At 73.9% G+C, this 17,805-nt stretch carries 17 protein-coding genes; 12 read left to right on the forward strand and 5 right to left on the reverse strand.

Going from position 1 to position 17,805, the window contains the following annotated elements; genetic code table 11:
* Nucleotides 1–241 precede the first annotated feature (241 nt).
* The gene (locus K7854_RS07395; protein ID WP_226025559.1) at nucleotides 242–1,453 is read left to right on the forward strand and encodes a HesA/MoeB/ThiF family protein; all 1,212 of its coding nucleotides are present in this window, start codon (nucleotides 242–244) and stop codon (nucleotides 1,451–1,453) included.
* Nucleotides 1,450–2,862 (forward strand): hypothetical protein, encoded by a 1,413-nt coding sequence (locus K7854_RS07400; protein ID WP_226025560.1) that lies wholly within the window; start codon nucleotides 1,450–1,452, stop codon nucleotides 2,860–2,862. The genes K7854_RS07395 and K7854_RS07400 overlap by 4 nt, the downstream gene beginning before the upstream one ends.
* A 29-nt stretch (nucleotides 2,863–2,891) precedes the next feature.
* On the opposite strand, the gene K7854_RS07405 is transcribed toward K7854_RS07400, so the two are convergent.
* Nucleotides 2,892–3,389 (reverse strand): DinB family protein, encoded by a 498-nt coding sequence (locus K7854_RS07405; protein ID WP_226025561.1) that lies wholly within the window; start codon nucleotides 3,387–3,389, stop codon nucleotides 2,892–2,894.
* Between the two features lie 27 nt (nucleotides 3,390–3,416).
* Nucleotides 3,417–4,046: a class I SAM-dependent methyltransferase gene (locus K7854_RS07410; protein ID WP_226025562.1), complete on the reverse strand. Its 630-nt coding sequence runs from the start codon at nucleotides 4,044–4,046 to the stop codon at nucleotides 3,417–3,419.
* A 122-nt stretch (nucleotides 4,047–4,168) separates the two neighbouring features.
* Here K7854_RS07410 and K7854_RS07415 point away from each other — a divergent pair, with 122 nt between their 5' ends.
* Nucleotides 4,169–4,741: a helix-turn-helix domain-containing protein gene (locus K7854_RS07415; protein ID WP_226025563.1), complete on the forward strand. Its 573-nt coding sequence runs from the start codon at nucleotides 4,169–4,171 to the stop codon at nucleotides 4,739–4,741.
* Nucleotides 4,742–4,798: 57 nt separating this feature from the next.
* Here the strand turns inward: K7854_RS07415 and K7854_RS07420 are convergent, their stop codons facing one another.
* On the reverse strand, nucleotides 4,799–5,722 hold the full coding sequence (locus K7854_RS07420) for a LysR family transcriptional regulator (RefSeq protein ID WP_226025564.1): 924 nt from the start codon (nucleotides 5,720–5,722) through the stop codon (nucleotides 4,799–4,801).
* A 91-nt stretch (nucleotides 5,723–5,813) separates the two neighbouring features.
* Here K7854_RS07420 and K7854_RS07425 point away from each other — a divergent pair, with 91 nt between their 5' ends.
* The 9 genes from K7854_RS07425 (at nucleotide 5,814) to K7854_RS07465 (ending at nucleotide 15,082) form a co-directional block, all read left to right on the forward strand.
* Nucleotides 5,814–6,644: an oxidoreductase gene (locus K7854_RS07425; RefSeq protein WP_226025565.1), complete on the forward strand. Its 831-nt coding sequence runs from the start codon at nucleotides 5,814–5,816 to the stop codon at nucleotides 6,642–6,644.
* A gap of 89 nt (nucleotides 6,645–6,733) precedes the next feature.
* On the forward strand, nucleotides 6,734–7,075 hold the full coding sequence (locus K7854_RS07430) for a YrdB family protein (RefSeq protein WP_226025566.1): 342 nt from the start codon (nucleotides 6,734–6,736) through the stop codon (nucleotides 7,073–7,075).
* A gap of 108 nt (nucleotides 7,076–7,183) precedes the next feature.
* A complete protein-coding gene (locus K7854_RS07435; RefSeq protein WP_226025567.1) occupies nucleotides 7,184–8,317 on the forward strand; it encodes a DUF4190 domain-containing protein in 1,134 nt (377 codons plus the stop codon).
* A gap of 147 nt (nucleotides 8,318–8,464) precedes the next feature.
* Nucleotides 8,465–9,217 (forward strand): GntR family transcriptional regulator, encoded by a 753-nt coding sequence (locus K7854_RS07440; RefSeq protein WP_226025568.1) that lies wholly within the window; start codon nucleotides 8,465–8,467, stop codon nucleotides 9,215–9,217.
* A gap of 405 nt (nucleotides 9,218–9,622) precedes the next feature.
* The gene (locus K7854_RS07445) at nucleotides 9,623–9,814 is read left to right on the forward strand and encodes an SPOR domain-containing protein (RefSeq protein WP_226025569.1); all 192 of its coding nucleotides are present in this window, start codon (nucleotides 9,623–9,625) and stop codon (nucleotides 9,812–9,814) included.
* A gap of 48 nt (nucleotides 9,815–9,862) precedes the next feature.
* Complete coding sequence (locus K7854_RS07450; RefSeq protein WP_226025570.1) at nucleotides 9,863–10,318, forward strand: (deoxy)nucleoside triphosphate pyrophosphohydrolase; 456 nt, start codon at nucleotides 9,863–9,865, stop codon at nucleotides 10,316–10,318.
* A gap of 38 nt (nucleotides 10,319–10,356) precedes the next feature.
* On the forward strand, nucleotides 10,357–10,788 hold the full coding sequence (locus tag K7854_RS07455) for an ATP-binding protein (protein WP_226025571.1): 432 nt from the start codon (nucleotides 10,357–10,359) through the stop codon (nucleotides 10,786–10,788).
* A 300-nt stretch (nucleotides 10,789–11,088) separates the two neighbouring features.
* Nucleotides 11,089–13,701, forward strand: a complete 2,613-nt coding sequence (locus K7854_RS07460; RefSeq protein ID WP_226025572.1) for a SpoIIE family protein phosphatase — start codon at nucleotides 11,089–11,091, stop codon at nucleotides 13,699–13,701.
* A gap of 241 nt (nucleotides 13,702–13,942) precedes the next feature.
* Complete coding sequence (locus K7854_RS07465; RefSeq protein ID WP_226025573.1) at nucleotides 13,943–15,082, forward strand: glycoside hydrolase family 18 protein; 1,140 nt, start codon at nucleotides 13,943–13,945, stop codon at nucleotides 15,080–15,082.
* Here K7854_RS07465 and K7854_RS07470 read toward each other — a convergent pair.
* Both K7854_RS07470 and K7854_RS07475 read right to left on the reverse strand, forming a co-directional pair.
* Entirely contained in the window at nucleotides 15,079–15,858 is a 780-nt protein-coding gene (locus tag K7854_RS07470; protein WP_226025574.1) for a succinate dehydrogenase/fumarate reductase iron-sulfur subunit, read from the reverse strand. The genes K7854_RS07465 and K7854_RS07470 overlap by 4 nt on opposite strands.
* Complete coding sequence (locus K7854_RS07475) at nucleotides 15,855–17,804, reverse strand: fumarate reductase/succinate dehydrogenase flavoprotein subunit (RefSeq protein ID WP_226025575.1); 1,950 nt, start codon at nucleotides 17,802–17,804, stop codon at nucleotides 15,855–15,857. The genes K7854_RS07470 and K7854_RS07475 overlap by 4 nt, the downstream gene beginning before the upstream one ends.
* Nucleotide 17,805 lies beyond the last annotated feature (1 nt).

Consider the following 17,805-nt stretch of genomic DNA (forward strand, 5'->3'; position numbering starts at 1 on the left):
TTGTCCAGCGGACGGATCTCGATCTTGTTCGCCATGCCGTCTCCTTCCGTTGGTGCGGTGTGGTGCCCTCCGGTCCCCTGCGAAGCATGCGATGCCTGTGATGCCTGTGATGCCCGTGGTGCGGGCGGTGCCTCTGGGTGTGCGGGGCACGCTGTGCTCTTGCCAGCGTTCGCCCACCCCGTCACTGTTGTCAACGTCCCTTGTTGTCCCCGTGGTTGGGAAGTGCGAGGTTGGCGCGAAAATGACGGTGCACGCGATGCGGCGGCCCCGGATCAAGCCGGAGCACCGCGCCTACCGGACCGTGGACGGGCACGTGCGGATCGGCAGCGTCGTCCACGGCATCGGCGCCGAGGTCAAGGACCCCGACGGCTGGGTCTGGACGCTGGTCCGGGCCATGGACGGGACGCGCGAGGCCGCTGACGTCGTCGCCGAGGTGGCCGGGCGCCACCCCGAACTGGGGCTGCCCGCCCCGGACATCGTCCAGGCGATGGCGGACCTGACCGACGCCGGATACGTCGAGGACGCCGGTGCGCCGCCGCCGGCGGAACTGTCCGAGCGGGAACGCGAGCGCTACAGCCGGGGCATGACCCTGCTGCGCTGGATGGACCTGCGGCCCAGGAGCAGTGCCTGGGAGCCGCAGGTGCTGCTGCGCCGGGCCCGGGTCCTGCTGGTCGGCGCCGGCGGTACCGGCTCGGCCGCCGCCCGGGACCTGGTGGCCTCGGGAGTGGGCCGGCTGCACTGCGTCGAACCGGACGTGGTCGAACTGTCCAACCTCAACCGGCAGACGCTCTTCGGCGAACACGACATCGGCCGACCCAAGCTCGACGCGGTGCTGACCGCGCTGCGGGCGCTGAACACGGACACCGAGGTCACCGGGGAGCGGCGCGAGGTGCGCGGCCCGGCGGACCTGGAGGACCTGCTGACCGGCGCCCAGGGCAACGACGGTGCCGCCGGCGCCCCGGGATACGACGCGCTGCTGCTCGCCGCCGACCGGCCCGCCACGATCCGCAGGTGGGCCAACCAGGTCTGCCTGGCCTCGGGCACCCCGTGGGCCGAGGCGGGCTACCGCGGGCCGCTGGTCAGCGTCGGGGTCTTCACGCCCGGCCGGGGCGCGTGCTGGCAGTGTCTGCGCGACGCCGAGATCGAGCGGCGCGACCTGCGGCTCGCGCCGGGACAGGACGAGGACGTCGCCTCGCCCCGTATGCCGTGGAACCCGGCCAACGCCGTGACCGCGGGCCTGTCCGGCGGGCTGCTGGCGCACGCCGCCCTGATGCTGCTGTGCGGCGTCCCGCCCGTCGAACCCGGCTGCCGGTTCGGCCTCAACCTCATGGTGCCCGGCGATCCGGTCCTACAACGCTCGCCGCGGCGCCCCGACTGCCCGGCCTGCCGCCGGCCGGACCCCGCTCCGGTACCGGCCGCGCGCTCCGAGACCGGCGGCCGGGGTCCCTCGTGACCGACACCGCCGACGCTGCGGGCACCGTCGCCGACACCGGGGTCGCCGCCGACGCTGCGGGCACCGCTGACGCGGCGGGCACCGCCGACGCCGCTGACACCGCCGACACCGCCGCCGCCACGGCCCCCGCCGCCACGGCCGACGCCGACGCCGCCGCCGACGGCCCGCCCCCGATCACGCCGGCGACCCGCGTCCTCCTGCACGACCTGGCCGTACGGCGGGACCGGGACGAGTGGATCGTGGGCCGCATGGCCACCCGGACCTTCGTCGCCCTGCCCGCGGCCGGGGCGCGGGCGGTGGAACTCCTGCGCGAGGGGCTGAGCGTGGGGCGCACGGAGGAGGCGCTGCGCGCCGAGACCGGGGAGGAGTTCGACATCGCGGACTTCGCCCGGGACCTGGCCGCGCTGGGGTTCGCGGCCCGGATCGGCGATCGTCCCGTCCCGGACGCGGAACCGCCCCGGGCGTCACTGCCGTGGCTGCGCCCCCGGCACGTCCGCCTCGCCCTGCACCCGGTGCTCCCGCTGCTCGTCGGGGCGCTGCTGGCGGCCGCCGTCGTCGTGCTGGTGCGCCGCCCCGACCTGCTGCCGGGCTACCGCGACCTGCTGTGGAGCCGGCACGGCAGCGTGGTGCTGCTGACCGGGGCGGCGGCCGGGTGGACGCTGCTGCTGGCCCATGAACTGGCGCACCTGGTCACCGCCCGTGCGGCGGGCGTGCCGGGGAAGATGCGGCTGGGCACCCGGCTCCAGTTCCTCGTCATGCAGACCGACATCAGCGGCATCGAACTGGCGCCCCGGCGGCACCGGCTGACGGCCTATCTGGCCGGCATCGCCCTCAACCTGTCCGTCGCCGCCTCCCTGGTCCTCGCCCTCGCCCTGACGGAGACCGGCACGACCGCGCACCGGCTGCTGGCCGCGGGCCTGCTGCTGGCCCTGCTGCCGCTGCCCTTCCAGTGCATGGTCTTCACCCGTACGGACCTGTACTTCGTCCTCCAGGACCTCACCGGCTGCCGAGACCTGTACGGCGACGGTCTGGCGTACGCCCGGTACCGGGTCCGGCGGTCGGTGCGGGCCCTGCGGACCGTGCGCCGCGGGGGGCACGCGCGGGGCGGTGACGACGACCCCAGTGCCCGGTTGCCCGCCCACGAGCGTCGTGCCGTCCGCATCTACAGCGTCGTCCTGGTGGTCGGCACGGCCGCCTGTCTGACGTTCATGGCCGCGGTCACGCTGCCCGTCGACATCGCCCTCCTGGTCCGCGCGGTGCGCGGCCTCGGGCCGGGCCACGGACTCGCCGGGAACGCCGACGCGGTCATGGTGCTGGTGGTGCTGGGCGGGGTCAACGTCCTGTGGCTGGTCACCTGGTGGCGCAACCGCCGCTCCCGTCGCTCACGCGGGTCCGCGGGCGCGACCTGAGGGCCCGGCCCGCCAAGGGCCGCCCGTGGTCAGCGGCCGGTCGTACCGTCGATCAGTTCGCGCAGGATGTCCGCGTGGCCGGCGTGGCGGCCGGTCTCCTCGACCATGTGGGTCAGGGCCCAGCGGACGCTGGGCGCGGGGCGGCCGGGACGGGGTCTCGGGAGCGGTTCGCCCAGGTCGGTGCAGGCGTCGAGGACGCGGTTCGCCCGTGCGACGGCCTCGCGGTAGCGGGCGACGACCTCGGCCACGCCGTCCTCGGGCCGGGCCCGGAAGGTGGCCGGCCAGCTCCGTACCTCCTCCCCGAGGAAGAGGGCGCGCTCGACGTGGGTCAGGTGGTTGAGCAGCCCGAGCAGGTTGGTCCCGGACGGCACCGCGGCCGTGCGGACCTGCGGCTCCGGGGCGCCCTCGACCTTGCCGGCGATCGAGGTCCGCAGGTAGTCGAGGAACCCGCGCAGGGTCTCGGCCTCACTGCCGCCGGTCCGGGGCGGCGGGGTGTCCCGGCGCCGGGTGCGGGGGGTGGTGGGCACGGTGGCCTCCTCCTGGGATCCGGGCCGTCAGCCCGTACGACGGACGAGCAGGACGTGGTCGACGACCTCGGCGGTGCGCCCGTCCGGGCCGGTCGCGGTCCGGCGCGGGGCGTCGGCCCGCTCCACCCGCCATGTCGCCGGGTCCAGGGCGAGGTCCGCCGCGATCTCCTCGGGGGACGGGAAGTGCGCGTCGGGGTCCTGGTTCCACGACCACGGCGCGGTCGAACCGTGGTCGACGACCAGCAGCCGCCCGCCCGGACGCAGCGCGTGCGCGGCGGTACGCAGGACCGACGTGCGGTCCAGGTCGAAGGGGGTGTGCAGGTAGTGGGCGCAGACCAGGTCGTACCGGCCCGCGGGGAAGGAGGTGTGCAGGTCGTGCCGTTCGGCGTTCACCAGGTCGCCGAGGCCGTGCGCGCGGGCGTGCGCCGCGAGCCGCTCGGCCGCCACGACGGAGATGTCCACGGCCGTCACCCGCCAGCCCCGCCGGGCCAGCCACAGCGCGTCGCCGCCGCTGCCGCACCCCAGGTCCAGCGCGTCGCCGGGCGGCAGGCCGGTGACCGTCTCGGCCAGGCGGACGTTGGGGCGCGGCGCGTCGGACGACGCCGGGCGGGCGGCGTACAGGCCGTCCCAGAACGTGACCGCGTCGGTGGCAGGCATCGGTACTCCTTCGGTCGGCTCGCCCGACGGCGAGCAAGGGGTCGTGCGCGACGGACGTGGCCAGTCTCGGCAGCGACCGCCCGATCCGGCACGAAAACTTGCTGTTATGACAAGGTGGCCCGATGGACGCCGGAACGGACGACGTACTCGACGCGGTGGGCCCACGACTGCGCGCGCTGCGCCGTGAGCGCGGCATCACCCTCGCCCACCTCTCGGCGGCGACCGGCGTGTCCGAGAGCACGCTGTCCCGGCTGGAGAGCGGGCAGCGCCGCGCCACCCTGGAGCTGCTGCTGCCGCTCGCCCGGATCTACGACGTCCCCCTGGACGACCTTGTCGGCGCCCCGCGCACGGGTGACCCCCGCATCCACCTGAAGCCGATCCGGCGCTACGGGATGGTCTTCGTGCCGCTGTCCCGGCGGCCGGGCGGCACCCAGGCCTTCAAGATGATCATCCCGAGCCGTCCGGCGCCGCTCGAACCGACCCCGCAGACCCACGAGGGCTTCGAGTGGCTGTACGTGCTCGGCGGCCGTCTGCGGTTGCTGGTCGGCGAGCGCGATCTGACCCTGTCGCCCGGTGAGGCGGCCGAGTTCGACACCTCCCTGCCGCACTGGCTGGGCAGCGCGGACGGCGGCACGGTCGAACTGCTCGTGCTGTTCGGTCTGCAGGGGGTACGGGCCCATGTGCACAGCCGCTGAGGCCCGTTCGACGGGGCCGCACGCGCCGCCGGACTCCGCTGCCGTCCGGAGGGGCTGTCAGGCCCGGCCCGTCACCCGGCGGCAGGCCTCCACGTACCCGCGCACCAGCGCCCGCCCCTCGTCCTCGCGGCGCCAGGCCAGGGCGTAGCGGCTGGGGGCCAGGCCGCGGACCGGGCGGGTGGTGACGCCGCCCAGGGTGATCAGCGGGGCGTTGCCCGTGGCCACGAGGCAGATGCCGAGGCCCGCGACCAGCGCCTCGTACGTCTCCTCCGTGCCGGATATCTCGGCGCCGACGCGCGGCGGCCGGGCGCCGGGTCCGTCCAGGGCACGCCGTTCGTCCAGCGCCAGCCAGAAGTCGCGCAGCACGCCCGCCTCCGGGGGCAGGGCGAGGAACGGCTCGTCGGCCAGGTCGGCGAAGCCGACTTCGCGGCGGGCGGCGAGGGGGTGGGTGTCGGGGAGGGCGACCAGACGGGGCTCCTCGGCGACCACCGTCCAGGCGTAGCGGTCGGCGTCGGGCAGCGGCAGCCAGACGTACGCGACGTCGGCCGTGCCGTCGGCCAGGCCCGCGGTCGGGTCCTCCCAACTCGTCTGCCGCAGGCGCACGGTCGCCTCCGGGTGGGCCGCCGTGAAGCGGGAGCGGATCGCCGGCAGCAGACCGCCGCGGCCGGGGCTGGTGCTCATGCCGACGAGCAGCGTGCCGCGCCGCGCGGCCCGGGTCGCCGCCACCGCCGCCGCGCCCTCGGCCCAGTCGGCCAGCACCCGCCGGGCGTGCGGCAACAGCGCCGCCCCCGCCTCGGTGAGGGTCACGCCCCGCGGGCCGCGATGGAACAGCTCGGCGCCCAACTGCCGCTCCAGCGCCCGGATCTGCTTGCTCAGTGCGGGCTGTGACACGTACAGCAGCTCGGCCGCCCGCGTGAAGTGCAGCTCCTCGGCCACCGTCGCGAAGTAGCGCAGCTCGCGCACGTGCACGTCCGTCGTCATAACCGTTGGCTATCACCGTGGGTCTTGGACCGGCAACCGGATTGTGGACAAGGGTGGTTGGCGTCGGAACAACGCACACGAGGGAGCCGGAATGAACAAGGTGTGGCTGATCACCGGGGCGAGCAGCGGTTTCGGGCGGGCGATCGCGGAGGCGGCCCTGGCCGACGGCGACGTCGTGGTCGGCGCGGCCCGGCGCCCCGAGGCGCTCGACGACCTCGTGGCCGCGCATCCGGACCAGATGGAGGCACTGCGCCTGGACGTCGCCGACACGGCCGCCGCCGCGGACGCCGTACGGGACGTGCTGGCACGGCACGGTCGGATCGACGTGCTCGTCAACAACGCGGGCCGCACGCACGTCGGCGCCCTGGAGGAGACCGGCGAGGACGAGTTGCGCGCGCTGTTCGACGTGCACGTCTTCGGTCCGGCCGCGCTGACGCGCGCGGTGCTGCCGTCCATGCGGGAACGGCGCTCGGGCGCGATCGTGCAGATGAGCAGCATGGGCGGGCAGATGTCCTTCGCGGGCTTCTCGGCGTACAGCGGCACGAAGTTCGCGCTGGAGGGCATGTCCGAGGGGCTGGCGGACGAGGTCCGGGAGTTCGGGATCAAGGTGCTGATCGTCGAGCCGGGCTCCTTCCGCACCGGTCTGTTCGGGGCCGGCAACGCCGGGATCAGCGCGGACAGCGGCGTGTACGCCAAGGTCGCCGAGACCCGCGGGATGATCGCCGCGGGCGACGGCACCCAGCCCGGCGACCCCGCCAAGGCCGCGGCGGTCATCCGGGCCGCCCTGGCCGCCGAGCACACCCCGCTGCGCCTGCCGCTGGGCGACGACGGCGTGAGCGCGGTCCTCGGCCACCTCGACCAGGTCCGCGAGGAGGTCGAGGCCTGGGAGAAGCAGACCCGGACCACGGCGTTTGACAACTGAACGGCGCCGAAGGGCCGTTGCTGGCACCTTGGTCTCCGCACCCGGCCGGGCCCGTGCCCGCGCCGACCAGCCGAACCAGGAGTCCGCCCGTGCTCTCGTCCCTGAAGACCCTCAACCTGCTGGTGATGTTCCTGCTGGAGCTCGCGGTGTACACCGCGGTCGTGCTCTGGGGGGTCGCCGTCGGCGACGCGTGGCCCGTCGAGGTGGCCCTGGGGGTGGGCGCGCCGCTCGTGATGATGGCGGTGTGGGCGCTGTCCGGATCGCCGCGCGCCCGGTACCCGGCGCGCGGGGGCGGGCGGGTCGTCCTGGAGGTGCTGTGGTTCGGTGCCGGTGCCGCCGCCCTGGCCGCCGCCGGGAGACCGGGCTGGGCGGCCGTCCTGGCCGGTGTCTTCCTGGTCAACGCGGTGCTCAGACGGCTGTGGGAGCAGTGACGCCCGGCGCGTCCGCGACCCGCGCGCCGCGCCCGGCGCGAGGCCCGCTTACGATGCGCGAGGCCGCACCGTCGCCGCACCCCACCCGCGAACAGGAGCACGGTACCCGTGTCGATACCGCCACCGCCGGGACCCCAAGGGCAGTACCCGCAGGGCCCGTACGCTCCGCAGTGGGGCCACCCGCTCGCGCCGTACCCCCGGCAGGCACCCCTGAACGGGCTCGCCGTCGCCGCGTTCGTGCTCGGCGTCCTGTGCTTCGTGCCCGCGGTCGGGCTGGTCCTCGGCCTGATCGCGCTGGCCCGGATCCGGAAGCGGGGCGAGCGGGGCAAGGGGTTCGCGGTGGCCGGCTGCGTCCTGTCCGCCGTGGGGCTGGTCCTGTGGGCGCTGACCCTCGCCACCGGCGCCGCCGGCGACTTCTGGGACGGCTTCCGGGACGCGGCGCGCGGCGAGGACACCGCCTACTCCCTGGAGAAGGGACAGTGCTTCACCACCCCGGGCGGCTCCCTCCAAGGGGTGACGTACGACGTCGACGAGGTGCCCTGCGCCCAGGAGCACGACGGCGAGGTGTTCGCCGCCTTCGACCTGCCGGACGGGTCCTACCCGGGCGACGCCGCGATCACGCGCGCCGCCGACGACCGGTGCTACGCCCTCCAGGACGCCTACGCGATGGACCGGTGGGCGCTGCCGGCCGACGTCGACGTGTACTACCTGACCCCCACCTCCGCGAGCTGGCGGACCGGTGACCGCGAGATCACCTGCCTGTTCGGGAACACGGACGAGCGGGACACGCTGACCGGCTCGCTGCGCAACGACGGCGCGCGGCTCGACCCGGACCAGCACACTTACCTCCTGGCGGAGGGACACCTGAACCGGGCCATGGACGAGGTGCCCGCGGCGGAGTCCGTGGAGGACGACTTCGCGGGCTACCGGGTCTGGGCGGGGCAGGTCTCGGAGGCGCTCAGGACGGAGATCGCGATGCTGGACGGGCACGGCTGGCCCGCCGGCGCCGAGCGCCCGGTCGCCGAGCTGACCGAGGACCTGCGGGCGGCCCAGCGGGAGTGGGGCCTGGCGGCGAAGGCCGCCGACCTCGACGCGTACTACGAGCACTACGGCAAGGGCTACGACCTCGTGGTGGCCGACAGCACGGTCACCGCCCGCAAGGCTCTGGGCCTGGCCACCACCCGGCCGGACTACGAGGACGGCGGCGACGGCGGGGGAGACGACCCCGGCGTGGAGGTGTGAGAACGGCGTGAGCGGGGAGAAAGTGCCTGCGTAAAGCCCTCGGCCCGCACAAGTCATCACATCGAGTGATTCTCTGGCCTTTGCTTGCCTGGCCCAACCTACGGTTGCCACGCTGTTGCTGTCTGTACAACCTGATGGGAGCGGCCAGTGACATTCGGTGAGCAGCCGGCGTATCTGCGTGTCGCGGGTGATCTCCGCAAGAAGATCGCCGACGGCCTGCTGCCGCCCCATACCCGCCTGCCGTCCCAGGCGCGGATCCGCGAGGAGTACGGCGTCTCGGACACCGTCGCGCTGGAGGCCCGCAAGGTGCTGATGGCCGAGGGCCTGGTCGAGGGCCGCTCCGGCTCCGGCACCTATGTGCGCGAGCGGCCCGTCCCGCGCCGCGTCGCCCGCTCCGGGTACCGGCCGGCCGGCGGCGCCACGCCCTTCCGCCAGGAGCAGGCCGACGCCGACGCACGCGGCACCTGGGAGTCGCGCAGCGAGCAGGCCGAGGCGAGCGGGACCGTCGCCGAGCGGCTGGGGATCAAGCCCGGTGACCGGGTGATGTGCACCCGGTACGTGTTCCGGGAGGCCGGGGAGGCCGTCATGCTCTCCACCTCCTGGGAGCCGCTGGACCTCACCGGCCGCACCCCGGTGATGCTGCCCGAGGAGGGGCCGCTCGGCGGCATGGGCGTCGTCGAGCGGATGGCCGCCATCGACGTCGTCGTCGACAACGTCACCGAGGAGGTCGGCGCCCGCCCCGGCCTCGCCGAGGAGCTGCTCGCCCTGGGCGGCGTACCGGGGCACGTGGTGCTGGTCGTCCACCGCACCTTCTACGCCTCCGGGCGCGCGGTGGAGACCGCCGACGTGGTCGTCCCGGCCGACCGCTACCGGGTGGCGTACCACCTGCCGGTCCGGTAGCCCGTCAAACGGCGCCCCCGGCGGGGGAGTTCACACGCCCGGTCCCGGCCTTCGGCGGTGTGAGATGGCGCACGCCAGTCGTGCGCCTCCCGCGCTCCACCCCCCTCGCCCGCACGGCCGTCCGGCCCGCGGCGCCGTTCGCGCCGACGCCGCGATCCGGTCGTTCCCCCAGGTCGTCTCGCCCGGCCCCGTCATGCCCGTGACCGGAGGCATCGGGGTGCGTAGACGGCGCGTTCCGCACCGTGCGCCCCCTGCGTTCTGGCTGGTTGCGTACCTCTTTGTGCAAAGCCGTATTCGCTCCGTGAAGGTTGGGCGTAGGCTCGGGCATATGCGGATTGCGGTTTCCTTGGCGGGCGGGGCGCAGCGGGTGCCGTGGGCGGCGGGAACGGGACGTGGAGGGGCGGGATGAACGACAGCACGGTCACTCTTCCCTGGCTGGTCTTCCGGCAGGACGACAACGGCAATCGCTACCGCGTGGGCAGGTACGCGACCCGGGCGGAGGCCCAGCAGATCGCGGACACCCTCGACGGTCGCGGACACAAGCAGCTCTACTGGGTCGAGCGGCTCGGCACACCCGGACCGCGCACGGGGGACTGACCCGGGCGGCGGACCGGACCGGGCCGGGCGGGCCGTAGGCTCCGGCGCATGACGGAACGGATCGTGGTGGGCGCCGCCCTGGTCGACGGCGGACGCCTGCTCGCCGCGCGCCGCAGCGCGCCCGCCGAACTGGCCGGACGGTGGGAACTGCCCGGCGGCAAGGTCGAGGCGGGCGAGACGCCCGAGGCGGCGCTCGTGCGCGAACTGCGCGAGGAACTGGGGGTGGCGGCCGAGCCCGGTGAGCGCGTCCCGGGCCAGTGGCCCCTGCGGGAGCCGTTCGTCCTCCAGGTGTGGACCGCCCGCCTGCGCCCCGGCTCCGCCGCCCCCGAACCCCTCGAGGACCATGACGAGCTGCGCTGGCTGACCCCCGCCCAGGTCTGGGACGTGCCCTGGCTCGACCAGGACGTACCGGCCGTCGAGCGGGTGCTCGCCCATCTGGGACTCGGGCAGGACTCGGGCGGGACCCGAGGCGGCACCCCGGCGAGCGGTACCGAGCCCGGATAAAGGGTATGTGCCCATTAACCCCACGAAAACGGGCAGCGGTGGGGGCGTCGGCCGGGGAAGTGATCGGCGTGAGTGACGGCGAGGGCGACTGTGCCGAGTGGGTCTTTCCCGCGGCGCCGGACGCCGTGCGCACCGCCCGCTCCCTGGTCCGCCGCACCCTCGACGAATGGCGGCTCGGCGGCGTCGGGGACATCGCCGCCCTGCTGGTGAGCGAGCTGGTCACCAACGCCCTGCGGCACGCCACCGGACCCATCGGCGTCCGCCTGGTGCGCGGTGCCGCCGGAGCCGACGGGGTCCTGCGGGTGGAGGTCTCCGACCCGCTGCCCGACCCGCCCCGCGAGCGCGTCGCCCGCCCCGACGACGAGGACGGCCGGGGTCTGCAGCTGGTGGCGTCCGCCGCACGGCGCTGGGGCACCCGCCCCGGCGAGGAGGGCAAGACCGTGTGGTTCGAACTCGCCCTGCCGCGCTAGCGCGACGGCCTCGTGACGCACCGTCGCGACCACGCCGGTCAAGTGTCCGAAATGCCCCGACATCGCTGGTGGCTGGGGCCGTCAACCGGTTCAGGCCAGTGGCAGTTGTGGAACTGCGTGATTCGATGCCGTGTCCGCTGGTTAGAAGACTGGAAGTGTTGTCACGGTCCGGACCGAAAACCATCGGGACCGTGCTGTGATCGTGAACACCGTGTCGTGCGGCGCCGTAGTGCTGGATACTGCGGGCAGCCGCCTCCGGTGACCGGTGCCGGACGCGGTGAGCTGGAGGGGACGGTTCGCGTGAGCGAGATACCAGCGAGGGCCAAGGAGCCCACGGAGTCCACGGAGTCCGAGGGCCCGTCGGCAGACGCGCCACTCGGTGACGCGGTGTGGCAGAGCAGCCCGCCCGGCTCCATCTACGACTACATCAAGGTCGCCTCCTTCTCCATCGGCCCCGACGGACTCGTCGACCAGTGGAGCCTGCGCGCGGAGCAACTGCTCGGCATCCGGGCCGAGGACGCCGTGGGCACCGACCCCATCGAGGCCTTCATCGACCCGGACCTGCGCGAGCGCGGCCAGCGCAAGATGACCGAGATCCTCGACGGGCGGGAGTGGACCGGCGTGGTCCCGTTCCGGACACCGGACGAGGCCGACGGGTCCGGACTCCCCGCCGCCGGACGGCGCGGACGGCGCGGGCTGGCCGAGGTGTACGTCATGCCGACGCGCACCGAGGACGGGGAGCGGGCCGCCGTCTGCATCGTCGTCGACGTCCGCGTCCTGCGCAGCATCGAGACCGATCTCGCCGCGTCGCAGGCCATATTCGGCCAGTCTCCGTTCGGGTTCCTGCTGATCGACCCCGACCTGCGGGTGCGCCGCGCCAACCAGCGGTTCGCCTCCATCTTCGGCGGCACCCCCGACGACCACCGCGGCAAGGGCGTCCACGACTACCTGCCGCGCGCCGAGGCCGACCGGGTCTCCGCGACCCTGCGCCGGGTCCTGGAGACCGGCGACTCCATCACGGACATGCACGTCACGGGGTTCGTGCCGGGCTCGGAGGAGCGCCGCCACTGGTCCGTCAACCTCTACCGCGTGCACAGCGGTTCCGGCCGGCCCATCGGCGTCGCCTGGCTGGGCACCGACATCACCGCCCGCCGCCAGGCCGCCCGCGAGGCCGCCAACGCCCGGCGCAACCTCGCCCTCCTCAACGAGGCCGGCGCCCGCATCGGCAACTCCCTCGACCTGGAGACCACCGCCCGCGAACTCCTGGACGTCGTCGTCCCCGGCTTCTGCGACCTGGCCACCGTCGACCTCTACCAGGGCCTGCTGGTCGGCGACCAGAGTCCGCCAGGACTGGCCGACGGCAGCGCGGAACTGCGCCGCGTCGCCTTCTCCAGCGCCGTCTCGGACGCGCCCTTCCTCGGCACCGGCGAGCGGGTCAAGCTCGGCGCCGTCCACCACTACCCGTTCAACTCGCCCTGCGCGGACGCCCTGCGCACCGCCCGGCCGCGCACCGTCCCCGCCGAGGACGGCGGGCTGGTGCAGTCCACGCTCGCCGTGCCGATGGTCGCCCACGACACGGTCGTCGGACTCGTCCAGTTCGCCCGCACCAAGGGCAGCGAGCCGTTCGGCGACCGCGACCGCGACCTCGCCGTGGAACTGGCCGCGCGCGCCGCCGTCTGCATCGACAACGCCCGCCTCTACCGGCGCGAACACGAACGCGCGCTGATACTGCAACGCTCACTGCTGCCGCCCGGCGACCCGGAGGCCTCCGGACTCGACATCGCCTGCCGCTACCTGCCGGGCAACGCGGCCACCGGCCGGGCCAGCGAGGTCGGCGGCGACTGGTTCGACGTCATCGAACTCCCCGGGCACCGCACCGCGCTGGTCGTCGGCGACGTCATGGGCCGCGGCCTGCGCGCCGCCGTCGCGATGGGTGAACTGCGCACCGCGGTACGCACCCTGGCCCAGCTCGACCTCGAACCGGCCGAGGTGCTCTCCCAGCTGGACGAGATCGCCCGCGGCCTCGGCGCCCCGGGAGGCGTCCAGCAGGCCACCCGGGCCGCCCGCCGCCCCCGCGAGGCCGACCTGTCCGAGGTCTACCTGGCGACCTGCGTGTACGCCGTCTACGACTCGGTGACCCGGCGCTGCACCTTCGCCAACGCGGGCCATCTGCCGCCCGTCCTGGTCGAGCCCGGCGAGTCCGCGCTGATGCTGGACGTGCCGCCGGGCCTGCCGCTCGGCGTCGGCGGGGAGCCCTTCGAGGAGGTGGAGGTCGAACTGCCCGAGGGCGCCCTGCTCGCCCTCTACACCGACGGCCTCGTCGAGAGCCGCGACCACCCGCTCGACGAGGGCCTGCAGGCCTTCGTGGGCGCCCTCACCGACCCCGCCCGGCCCCTGGAGGACGTCTGCGACCAGGTCCTCAACACCCTCGACAGCCACCACGGCGAGGACGACATCGCCCTGCTGATGGCCCGCGTCCAGGGCCTGCCCAGCGACTCGGTCGGCGACTGGACCCTGCCGCGCGAGCCGCGCAGCGTCGGCCGGGCCCGCGAGTACGCCCGCGCCCAGCTGCTCGCCTGGGACCTGGAGCCGCTGGTCGACACCACGGAACTGCTCGTCAGCGAGCTGGTCACCAACGCGCTCCGCTACGGCGAGGGCGAGATCAGGCTCCGCCTCCTGCTCGACCGCACCCTGGTCTGCGAGGTCTGGGACTCCGGCCTGGTCCAGCCGCGCCGGCGCCGGGCCCGCGACACCGACGAGGGCGGCCGCGGTCTGCAACTGGTCGGGCTGCTCAGCGCGGCCTGGGGCTCACGGCGTACGCCGCGCGGCAAGACGGTCTGGTTCGAACTGCCGCTGCCGGGTGCCGACACCCAGCTCACCGACCCCGCGGAGGCCCTGCTGAGCCTGTTCTGACCCGGCCCGGGGTCGTCCGCGTCCGGGCCCGCCGGGTGCGGCGCACATGCCCGTACCCGGCCAGCAGCAGGGCCGCCCCGGCGGTGACCAGGGGCGGCAGCAGATCGGCGGAGATCATCGTCACGCACCCCTGACCGCAACCGGAACACCGGTTCGAGTCGTCCCCGCTGGCACCACGCTCGGAGCGTATGCGCGGCAACCGGCCGCCGCGACCGGAACCGGGCCGCAGGGAGGGGACGCCGTGGAGGACACGGAGCCGAGAAACACGGAACCGAGGAACACCGAACCGGGGAACACCGAACCGGGGAACACCGAACCGAAAACCGATCCGGCAGCCGCCGACGGCGCTCAGCCCCCACCAGGGCCGAAGAAGAAGAAGCGGCTTCGCCGTACCCGCCGCATCACCCTCGCCGTCCTCCTCGTCCTGCTCCTCCCCCTCCTCACCGCCGAGACCGCCCTCCGCATCAACTACATGGGCGACCCCGCCGACGGCACCCACACCAGGAACCGCGACGCGATGTGGCTCGGCCACGCATGGGTCGACGGCCGCAAGACGGACGCCGACCTCACGGCACTGGCCCGGGAGCTGAGGACCACCGGAATCCGCGACCTCTACGTCCACACCGGCCCGATGGAGCACGACGGCACGCTGCCCGAGTCCCTCTACCCCAAGGCCGGCTGGCTGGTGGACGCCGTGCACCGGGAGCTGCCCGGCGTCCGCGTCCAGGCCTTCCTCGGCGACGTCCTCGCCACCGAGAGCCCCAACGGCATGCGCCTGGAGCAGGCCGCCACCCGCGCCGCCGTCGTCGACTCGGCCCGCCAGGTCCTGGACGTGGGCTACGAAGGCGTCCACCTCGACCTGGAGCCGCTGCACTCGGGCGACCGGAACTACCTCTCCCTCCTCGACGACGTCCGCGCCGTCACCCGCGCCCGGGACGCGCAGCTCTCGGTCGCCGCCCACCAGATCGACCCGCTGCCGGGCTTCCACTCCTTCTGGGGCACGGTCGCCGGGCACCCCAAGTGGTGGTCGCAGGAGTTCTTCGGCCAGGTCGCCCGCCGCGTCGACCAGATCGCCGTGATGTCGTACGACACCATGCAGCCCCTGGAGAGCCTGTACGGCGGCTACGTCGCCCAGCAGACCTCGCTGGCCCTGGAGGCCACCCCGCCGACCACCCACCTCCTGATGGGCCTGCCCTTCTACCACGAGAACCGCTTCGGCCACTGGAACCACGCGGAGACCGTCGCCGCCGCCGTCCGGGGCGTGCGCCTGGGCCTGTCCCGCACGGATGCCGACCGCGAGCGGTTCGGCGTCGCCGCGTACATCGACTTCGCGGCGACGGAGGAGGACTGGGCGGCGTACCGGGACGGGTGGGTGCGCTAGGAGCCGCCCCGGGACCGGCGGCCGATCTTCGACCCCAGCCACACCAGCGGGTCGTACTTGCGGTCGACGGCCCGCTCCTTCAGCGGGATCAGGGCGTTGTCCGTGATCCGGATGCCCTCCGGGCACACCTCCGTGCAGCACTTGGTGATGTTGCAGTAGCCGAGGCCGTGGTCGTCCTGGGCCGTGCGGGACCGGTCCAGGCCGGTGTCACCGGCGGCGTCCAGCGGGTGCATGTCCAGCTCGGCGACGCGCATGAGGAAGCGCGGGCCCGCGAAGGCGGGCTTGTTCTCCTCGTGGTCGCGGACCACGTGGCAGGTGTCCTGGCACAGGAAGCACTCGATGCACTTGCGGAACTCCTGCGAGCGGTCCACGTCCTCCTGCATCATCCGGTACTCGCCGGGCCCGAGGTCGGCGGGCGGCACGAAGGCCGGGACCTCGCGGGCCTTGGTGTAGTTGAAGCCGACGTCCGTCACCAGGTCCCGGATCACCGGGAAGGCGCGCAGCGGGGTGACGGTGATGGTCTCCTCGCGGGTGAACACGGACATGCGGGTCATGCACAGCAGCCGCGGCCGCCCGTTGACCTCCGCCGAGCACGAACCGCACTTGCCCGCCTTGCAGTTCCAGCGCACCGCGAGGTCGGGGGCCTGGGTGGCCTGGAGGCGGTGGATGATGTCCAGGACCACCTCGCCCTCGTTGACCTCGACGGTGAAGTCCGCCAGGCCGCCGCCCTCCACGTCACCGCGCCACACCTTGAAGCGGGCCTCGTAGCCGCTCATTCGGACCGGCCCTCCAGTTCCTCGTCGGCGAGGTACTTCACCAGCTCCTCCTTGTCGAAGAGGGCGAGCAGGTCGGGCCGGATCGGCTCGGTGGTCTGCCGCTCCAGGGCGATCCGGCCGCGCTCCGGGTCCGTGGCCGCGGGTTCGTCCGCCGGACCGGCCAGCGAGCAGATCAGGTTGACCGGGCGCCAGCGCCGGTCCATCGACGGATGGTCCTCGCGGGTGTGCCCGCCGCGCGACTCGGTGCGCTCCAGCGCGGCCCGCGCCACGCACTCGCTGACCAGCAGCATGTTGCGCAGGTCCAGGGCGAGGTGCCAGCCCGGGTTGAACTGCCGGTGCCCCTCCACCCCGGCCCGGCGGGCCCGCACCCGCAGCTCCGCCAGCTTCTCCAGGGCCTGCTTCATCTCCGCCTCCCGGCGGATGATGCCGACCAGGTCGTTCATGGTCTGCTGGAGTTCCTGGTGGAGGGTGTACGGGTTCTCCGGCGGCCCGGCATCGGGCTCCTCGGCCTCGGCGGAGAACGGCCGCAGCGCCTCCGCGGCGGCGGCGTCGACCTGGGCGTCGTCGACCCGGGTGCGCGCGCCCTCGTCCGTCCGGCCCGCCGCGTACTCGGCGGCGTACCGCCCCGCCCGGCGCCCGAACACCAGCAGGTCGGACAGCGAGTTGCCGCCCAGCCGGTTGGAGCCGTGCATGCCGCCGGCCACCTCGCCGGCGGCGTACAGGCCCGGCACCCCGCGCGCGGCGGCGGTGTCGGAGTCGACGGCGATGCCGCCCATCACGTAGTGGCAGGTGGGCCCGACCTCCATCGCCTCAGCCGTGATGTCGACGTCCGCCAGCTCCTTGAACTGGTGGTACATGGAGGGCAGCCGGCGCCGGATCACCTCCGCGGGCATCCGGGTGGACACGTCGAGGAAGACCCCGCCGTGCGGGGAGCCCCGGCCCTCCTTCACCTCGGCGTTGATGGCGCGGGCGACCTCGTCGCGGGGCAGCAGCTCGGGCGGGCGCCGGTTGTGGTCCGGGTCGTCGTACCAGCGGTCGCCCTCCGCCTCCGACTCGGCGTACTTCTCCTTGAAGACGTCCGGGATGTAGTCGAACATGAACCGCTTGCCCTCGGAGTTCCTGAGCACCCCGCCGTCGCCGCGCACCGACTCGGTGACGAGGATGCCCTTCACCGAGGGCGGCCAGACCATGCCGGTGGGGTGGAACTGCACGAACTCCATGTTCAGCAGCGGCGCCCCGGCCAGCAGTGCCAGGGCGTGGCCGTCGCCGGTGTACTCCCACGAGTTCGAGGTCACCTTGAACGACTTGCCGATGCCGCCGGTGGCGATCACCACCGCGGGCGCCTCCAGGACGAAGAAGCGGCCGCTCTCGCGCTCGTAGCCGAAGACGCCCGAGACGCCGCGGCCCTCCTTGAGCACCCGTGTGACCGTGCACTCCTGGAAGACCTTCAGCCGGGACTCGTGGTCCCCGGTCTCGCGGAAGTCCTCCTGCTGGAGCGAGACGATCTTCTGCTGGAGGGTGCGGATCAGCTCCAGGCCCGTGCGGTCGCCGACATGGGCGAGGCGCGGGTACTCGTGGCCGCCGAAGTTGCGCTGCGAGATCCGGCCGTCCTTCGTGCGGTCGAACAGCGCGCCCCACGTCTCCAGCTCCCACACCCGCTGCGGGGCCTCCTGGGCGTGCAGCTCGGCCATCCGCCACTGGTTGAGGAACTTGCCGCCGCGCATGGTGTCGCGGAAGTGCACCTGCCAGTTGTCCCCGGAGTTGACGTTGCCCATGGAGGCGGCGATGCCGCCCTCGGCCATCACGGTGTGCGCCTTGCCGAACAGCGACTTGCAGATCACGGCCGTACGGGCGCCGCGCTCGCGGGCCTCGATCGCGGCGCGCAGCCCGGCGCCGCCCGCGCCCACCACGACGACGTCCCATTCCTGCCGGTCGACCACGGACATC

The organism is Streptomyces hyderabadensis (assembly GCF_020404845.1).
GTDB lineage: Bacteria > Actinomycetota > Actinomycetes > Streptomycetales > Streptomycetaceae > Streptomyces > Streptomyces hyderabadensis.